Here is a 3,509-nt window from a genome sequence, read left to right as displayed (position 1 = left end):
TTGGACAGCAACACGGTGTGGTCGTCGGGGGTGAAAAAGGACCGGCGAAGCCGTCATTCGCAAAGCTGCGGGCCGTGCCGCGCCGCAGGCCGTTCGCACCGGCCAGCCCGACGCGGGTATTGGTGGCGCCCACATCGGCGACGAGCCGGTCAGCCATCGTCGCGCCAGCGGGCCATCGTGGCGCGCGCGGCCTGCGCCAGCATCAGCACGTCGATCCCCACGGCGATGAAGCGCGCGCCCCAGTCGCGGTATTTCAGCGCGGTGTCGTGATCGGTGGCGAGGATTCCGGGTGCCTTGCCGGTGGCCGCGATGCGCGCCAGCGCGTCATGGATCGTGTCCTGCACCGGCCCGTCCTGCTTGCGGCCCAGATAGCCCATGTCGGCGGCAAGGTCGGAGGGGCCGATAAACACGCCGTCCACGCCATCGACGCCGAGGATATCGTCAAGCGCGGCGATGCCTGAACGGGTTTCGACCTGCACCAGCAAACACATCTGGTCGTTCGCCGTGGCGCCGTAATCGGGAATGGCGGAGAAGCGCGAGGCCCGGGCAAGCGCCGCGCCGGAGCCGCGGATGCCCGCCGGCGGGTAGCGCATGGCGCGCACGAGGTCGCGTGCCTGCGCGCCGCTTTCGACCATCGGGATGAGCAGCGTCTGCGCGCCGGCATCCAGCACTTGCTTGATCGCCCAGTCCTCGCCCATGGGCAGGCGGACCACGGGCTGGCTGTGCCCGCCCGCCAGCACCTGGAGCTGGGCCGTGATGGTGCGCAGGTCGTTGGGCGCGTGTTCGCCGTCGATCACCAGCCAGTCGAACCCGGCGGTGGCGAGCACTTCGGTCGGGTAGGGGTCGGCGAAGCCGGCCCAGCAGCCATAAAGGTGCTCCCCGCGCAGAAGGGCGGATTTGAAACGGTTCTCGGGGGCGGGCATGGGGCGGCTCCGGTCGTGGTTTCCGACGTGGATTAAACCGCGTTGCGCCGGCAACGTCCACCGCTGCCTGCGCGGCCCTTGCGTGCCGGCCGTGGGCGGGGCCGGGGGGTTTACTTTCCGGCGCAAAAACCGGAATGCTGTGGCCATGACCGACCATGCCAAGGGATTGTTGCTGACCACGCTGGGCGTGCTGTTCGTGGTGCCGGATTCGCTTTTCGTCCGGCTGATCGACGCGCAGCCGATGGCGACGGCCTATTGGCGCGGCATGACATCGGGGGTGATGATCCTGCTGGGGCTGCTGGCGGTGCAGGGCCTCGCGGGGTTCCGCGCGGTGCTGCGCACGGGCTGGCCGGGGGCGATCTACATGATCCTGATCGGCTTCACCGCGCCGGGTTTCGTACTGGCGGTGACGAATACCAGCGTGGCCAACGTGGTGTTCATCTTCGCCTCGATGCCGGTCTTCGCGGCGATTTTCGGCCGCGTTTTCCTAGGCGAGGGGATCAGCCGGCGCATGGTGCTGACCATGATGGGGGTTTTCGTCGGGCTGGGGATCATCGCCTATGGCTCGTCCGAGAACGCGGTCGCGTCATGGAAGGGCGACATCTTTGCGGTCATGGTGTCGGCCAGCTACGCCGCCGCCCTCACGGCGGTACGGCGCGTGAAGGACGTGTCGATGATCCCGGCGATCCCGCTGGCCTATATCGGGGCAGGGCTGGTCGTGTGGCCCTTTACCCAGCCGATGGCGCCTGTGGCGACGGAATGGCCCCTGTTCCTCGGGCACGGGGCGTTCATCGCGGTGGCCACGTGCTTCCTCACGATGGGGCCGCGCTATATCAGCTCGGCCGAGGTGGCGTTGCTGATCCTGCTGGAATCTGTGCTGGCGCCGCTGCTCGTCTGGGCCGTGGTGGGCGAGGACCCGGGGCGCTGGGCGCTGGTGGGCGGTGCCGTCGTGATCGGGGCGCTGATGATCTCGAACATGGTGGCGCTGCGGGGGCGCCGACGCGTGGCCGCGACCTAGGGGCGGCGTGGCGTCAGAAATCGGCCTCGACACCGGGCAAGTCCAGTTCGCGGATCAGGTCACGCAGTTCCTGACGCGCGGCGATGTTCGAGATGTTGAGCTGCTTGACCCCGATGTCGCGCAGATCGAGCAGGGTGAGCCCCCGGGGGAACAATTCGCGGAAGATCACGCGCTCGTTGAACCCGGGCGCGGTGCGGAAGCCGATGCGCTTGGCGAGGTTGTCCAGCGCGTCGCCCATCTTCTTCTTGTTGACCATCTGCTGGGCGCCCAACCGGTTGCGCACCACCACCCAGTCGATCGGCCGCAGCCCGGCCTGCGCGCGAAGCTGCCGCGCGTTCCAGACCATTTCGGAATAGACCGACGGGCCGAGGATTTTCTGCCCGTCGCTGTCAACATGGGCCAGCAGGTCGAAATCAACGAAACTGTCGTTGAGCGGGGTGATGAGCGTGTCGGCAAGGCTGTGCGCCACCTGGCTGAGCCGCGTGTGCGAGCCGGGGCAGTCGATCACGATGAAGTCGGATGTCGGTTCCAGATCGGCGATCGCGCTTGACAGGCGCCGGTCATACGGGTTCTCGCCGGGTTCGAGGCCGGACTGGTCGATCTCGGGCAGGTCGTGATAGCGGGCACTGGGCAGGTCGATGCCCTCGCTCTCGACAAAGCGGGCGCGGTTGGCGGCATAACGGCCGAAGGTTTTCTGCCGCAGGTCGAGGTCGAGCGCGCTGGTGCGGTGCCCCATACGGGCCAGCGCCGTGGCCACGTGCATGGAGACGGTGGATTTGCCCGCCCCGCCCTTTTCGTTCCCGACGACGATGATATGCGCCATGACGCGTTCCCCTGCCCGTTCAGACCCCGGATTTTCTGGCGGCACAGTATCGACCCGCGCGGGAAAGGAAAAGGCGGGATCCTGCCGATGCGGTCATGATTTACGTCCGGGCAAGCCCCGCCAGAAGGGGTGCCAGCCGTGCTTCGTAGCGCTGCCAGCCGCGCTGGTTACCGTCGTAAAGGGGCCGGCGGGCCTGTCGGGCGCTCGCCGTGAGCACGGGCCGCGCGTTGCGCTCGGGCGCGAGGCAGGCATCGGCCCATTCCAGCCCGCAGAAATCGACAACGCGGCGCATCTCTTCGCGCGGGGCGGCGACGAGGGATTCATAGGCCAGCCGGGTCAGCCGCGGATCGTTTTGCGCGTGGACCCGGGCCATGTGCGCGGTTGCGAGACCGTGATACCGCGCAAGGTCGTCAAGCCCGTAGGCAAAGCCGTTGCCGGCCGCCGCGTAGCAGGTGCGGAAATTGGACCAGCAGGTTTCGACCGCGTCGCGGGTGACATGGATGATGCGCGCCTCGGGCAGGGCGGCGAGCAACAGCGCCGTCCAGCGGAAGTTGAGCGGCAGCTTGTCCACGATGACGCGCGCGCCGGGGGCGTAAAGCGCAAGCTCCGCGCGGATCGTCTTGGCCATGTCGGCCAAGTCGGACAGGGCCGGGCGGTCACGCCCGTCGCGGCGCAGCGCGCGCAGGAGCGCCAGCGCGGCATTGTCGGCCACGGGCAGTTCGCCCGCACCATGCGCGCCCGGGGC

Annotated in this window: 4 protein-coding genes; 1 reads left to right on the top strand and 3 read right to left on the bottom strand. The window is 68.4% G+C overall.

The window, feature by feature from the left end; genetic code table 11:
* Positions 1–149: 149 nt before the first annotated feature.
* Positions 150–923: an aldolase/citrate lyase family protein gene (locus ACH107_RS31120; protein ID WP_412509539.1), complete on the bottom strand. Its 774-nt coding sequence runs from the start codon at positions 921–923 to the stop codon at positions 150–152.
* Between the two features lie 145 nt (positions 924–1,068).
* Here ACH107_RS31120 and ACH107_RS31115 point away from each other — a divergent pair, with 145 nt between their 5' ends.
* A complete protein-coding gene (locus tag ACH107_RS31115) occupies positions 1,069–1,941 on the top strand; it encodes a DMT family transporter (protein WP_412509538.1) in 873 nt (290 codons plus the stop codon).
* A gap of 13 nt (positions 1,942–1,954) precedes the next feature.
* Here the strand turns inward: ACH107_RS31115 and ACH107_RS31110 are convergent, their stop codons facing one another.
* Complete coding sequence (locus ACH107_RS31110) at positions 1,955–2,764, bottom strand: division plane positioning ATPase MipZ (RefSeq protein WP_412509537.1); 810 nt, start codon at positions 2,762–2,764, stop codon at positions 1,955–1,957.
* Positions 2,765–2,864: 100 nt separating this feature from the next.
* The coding region (locus ACH107_RS31105; RefSeq protein ID WP_412509536.1) for a sulfotransferase family protein at positions 2,865–3,509 on the bottom strand (645 nt) is incomplete at its 5' end.

Source organism: Roseovarius halophilus (ex Wu et al. 2025) (assembly GCF_047086965.1).
This window is presented reverse-complemented; position numbering and strand designations above follow the sequence as displayed.

What these genes read in the sequence shown, in the direction of transcription:
- ACH107_RS31120 (WP_412509539.1), bottom strand. Translation starts at nt 923, where the DNA reads ATGCCCGCCCCCGAGAACCGTTTCAAATCCGCCCTTCTGCGCGGGGAG.
- ACH107_RS31115 (WP_412509538.1), top strand. Translation starts at nt 1,069, where the DNA reads ATGACCGACCATGCCAAGGGATTGTTGCTGACCACGCTGGGCGTGCTG.
- ACH107_RS31110 (WP_412509537.1), bottom strand. Translation starts at nt 2,764, where the DNA reads ATGGCGCATATCATCGTCGTCGGGAACGAAAAGGGCGGGGCGGGCAAA.